The organism is Psychrobacter sp. 4Dc (assembly GCF_002836715.1).
Classification (GTDB): Bacteria; Pseudomonadota; Gammaproteobacteria; order Pseudomonadales; family Moraxellaceae; genus Psychrobacter.
In genome coordinates this window covers 1-2,897 of the sequence record NZ_PJAT01000117.1, presented here as the reverse complement: position 1 = coordinate 2,897, position 2,897 = coordinate 1, and the positions used below count along the sequence as shown (strand labels likewise).

The window sequence follows — 2,897 nt, the reverse complement described above, 5'->3', positions numbered from 1 at the left end:
AGAAATACTGATTTGATTCTGTGCAATATCGATATACAAAGGACGGTACATGCAAAACAAATTAATAAAATTGGTTGCTAAAAGTGCGCGCCATAGCAAAAACCAGATAGTAGGCGCGGTTCGACCTGCAAGTTATCTAAAAGACTTGAGTAAGCAGCAAGTAGGCAAAGGTAAAACGGTGCTTATCACAGGTGCCAGTTCAGGTCTGGGCGAGGGTATGGCAAGATTGTTTGCTAGCCTTGGCTACAACTTGGCCATATGTGCGCGTCGCACTGATCGTTTAGAGCATTTAAAGTCGGAGATGATGGACAAGTATCCTGATATCCGAGTCGAATACCAAGCACTAGATGTGAGTGATTATGATGCGGTTTTTCAAGTGTTTGATGCTTTTGCAGATGACTTTGGCAGCATTGAGCGAGTAGTGGTCAATGCGGGTATTGGTGATAGCCGCCGCATTGGTAAAGGACATTTTGAAACCAATCGTCGCACTGCTGATGTCAATTTTGTCGCCGCATTGGCACAGTGTGAAGCTGCCATGAATATTTTCCGTGCTCAGAACAGCGGGCATTTGGTCGTGATATCGAGCATGTCAGCCATGCGCGGATTACCTAGGCATCTGACGACCTATGGTGCAAGTAAAGCTGGTTTGGCTCACTTAGCAGAAGGTATTCGTGCCGATATGCTTTTGACCAATCTTCCTATCAAAGTTTCTACGATTTACCCAGGTTATATTCGCACTGAAATCAACGAAGGCTCCAAACCATTACCGTTCGAAGTCGATACAGATACTGGTACTAAAGCCATTGTCGCGGCTATTGAAGCGGGCGTAGATGAAGCCTGTGTACCGAGCCTGCCTTGGTCTATGGTCAGTCACGCGATGAAGCACTTACCATTACAGGTGATGAATAAACTAAGCTGATTTTCTTAAAGCAGAAAAGAAGAAGCCCACTACAATAATAGTGGGCTTCTTCTATTTGTTCTGAAATAGTAGGGTAAGTATTACAACGTTTGAGGATTGTTTGACATATGCTGTTCACGCAATTTTTGACGCAGTACTTTACCAACGTTACTCTTTGGTAGTTCACTAACAAACTCAATATGACGTGGACACTTATAACCAGTCAAATTGTCTAGCGCAAATTCTTTGATGACTTCTTTAGTGACATTATTATCGGCAGGTACGATATAAATTTTAACCGCTTCACCTTGATTTTCATCAGGAATGCCAATTACGGCGCAATCGACGATACCATCACAATCAAGCATGACAGATTCGATTTCATTCGGAAATACATTGAAGCCTGAAACTAAGATCATGTCTTTCTTACGATCTAGTAGAGTAAAGTAGCCTTTCTCATCCATACTAACGATATCACCAGTGCGGAAGTAGCCATCGCGAGTAAAGTCATTGCTATTGTCTTTATTAAAGTATCCTGACATTACGTTTGGACCTTTGATACACATCTCGCCCGATTGATGCATGCCAACACGCTCACCGTTTTCGTCAACCACGATAATATCGACACTCGGTACAGGTATACCAATAGTACCGTTGAATTTGCGATCAGTGATAACGTTAGCAGTACCGCCAGCCACACCTTCAGTCATACCCCAACCTTCAACCATGGGGCAGCCAGTCACGTCTAACCAACGTGCTGCGGTTTGCTCGGTTGCCGCCATACCACCTGCTTGCGTGATACGTAGCGAGCTAAAGTCCAAATCTTTAAAGTTTGGTTGGTCAAGTAACCCTTTAAATAGAGTGTTGACTGCAGGGAAGATGTGGAACGGTTGTTTTGATAAGGTTTTGACAAACCCTGGCATATCGCGCGGATTAGGCACTAGGATAAAGGTATAACCTGAACGCATACCGAGCAAACTCAGCATAAAGGCAAAAATATGATACAACGGTAAGGCCATAACCATATTGATGTATACCTCGTTGATACCTGAGGTCACAGGGCGATACCATGCCTCTGATTGCATAGCAGCAGCGACGACATTACGTTGAGTTAGGACAGCACCTTTAGATAAACCAGTCGTACCACCTGTATACTGCAAAATCGCTTTTTGTTGTAGGGTAGTCTTTGGTGCTTGAATCGGTAGGTTTTTTCCCTTTTTTAATACTTCAGGGAATTTAGTGACATTGTACTTAGGGTCATTTAGGTTGTACTTTGGAACCAAGCGTTTGACCTGACGGATAACGGTATTGACCAAAATACCTTTCAGACCCATCATATCGCCCATTTTCGATAGCACGATACGTTTGATATTGGTCTCTTCAATAACTTGCTCAAGCGCTTGGGCAAAGTTGTCAACAACAAAGATAACCTGAGCACCTGAATCATTCAATTGATGACGCAACTCACGGCCTGTATATAGTGGATTAATAGGTGTACAAACGTAACCTGCACGCAGAATCCCAATCATAGTCGGTAGGTATTGTGGAACGTTCGGCATCATAAGAGCTACTACGCTGCCTTTAGGTAAACCTTGAGCCTGTAACCATGCTGCGACTGCCAGTGAAGCGTTATCAACATCACCATAAGTATGCGTAACACCCATACAGATAGTCATCGGATGCATACGAAAGCGGTTAAAACACTCTTCATATAACTCTATGAGGCTTTCATACTGATCCGGATTAATCGTCTTAGGTACGTTTTCCGGATATTGAGCAAGCCAAGGTTTATCTACAGTCATGATTAGCGTCCTTAAATATTAAAATAAATTAAGGCTCTATAAAAAAGTAGTCACATCCATGTCAACAATTTAAATCGCTGTTCCGTTAGCAAGAAATTGTCGAGTGCTATCCTATATGTTCACATACTGCTAAAATACGGGGCCCTTATAAAGTTTGATTTAATCACAGAGCATAAATAGCTCATCAGATTAAAAAA

The 2,897-nt window shown here is 42.6% G+C and carries 2 protein-coding genes; one reads left to right on the top strand and one right to left on the bottom strand.

Annotated elements, in window-relative coordinates:
- Positions 1 to 49 precede the first annotated feature (49 nt).
- On the top strand, positions 50 to 919 hold the full coding sequence (locus CXF61_RS11420) for an SDR family oxidoreductase (RefSeq protein WP_165598269.1): 870 nt from the start codon (positions 50 to 52) through the stop codon (positions 917 to 919).
- Between the two features lie 80 nt (positions 920 to 999).
- Here the strand turns inward: CXF61_RS11420 and CXF61_RS11415 are convergent, their stop codons facing one another.
- Positions 1,000 to 2,700: an AMP-binding protein gene (locus CXF61_RS11415; protein WP_165598268.1), complete on the bottom strand. Its 1,701-nt coding sequence runs from the start codon at positions 2,698 to 2,700 to the stop codon at positions 1,000 to 1,002.
- Between the last annotated feature and the right edge of the window lie 197 nt (positions 2,701 to 2,897).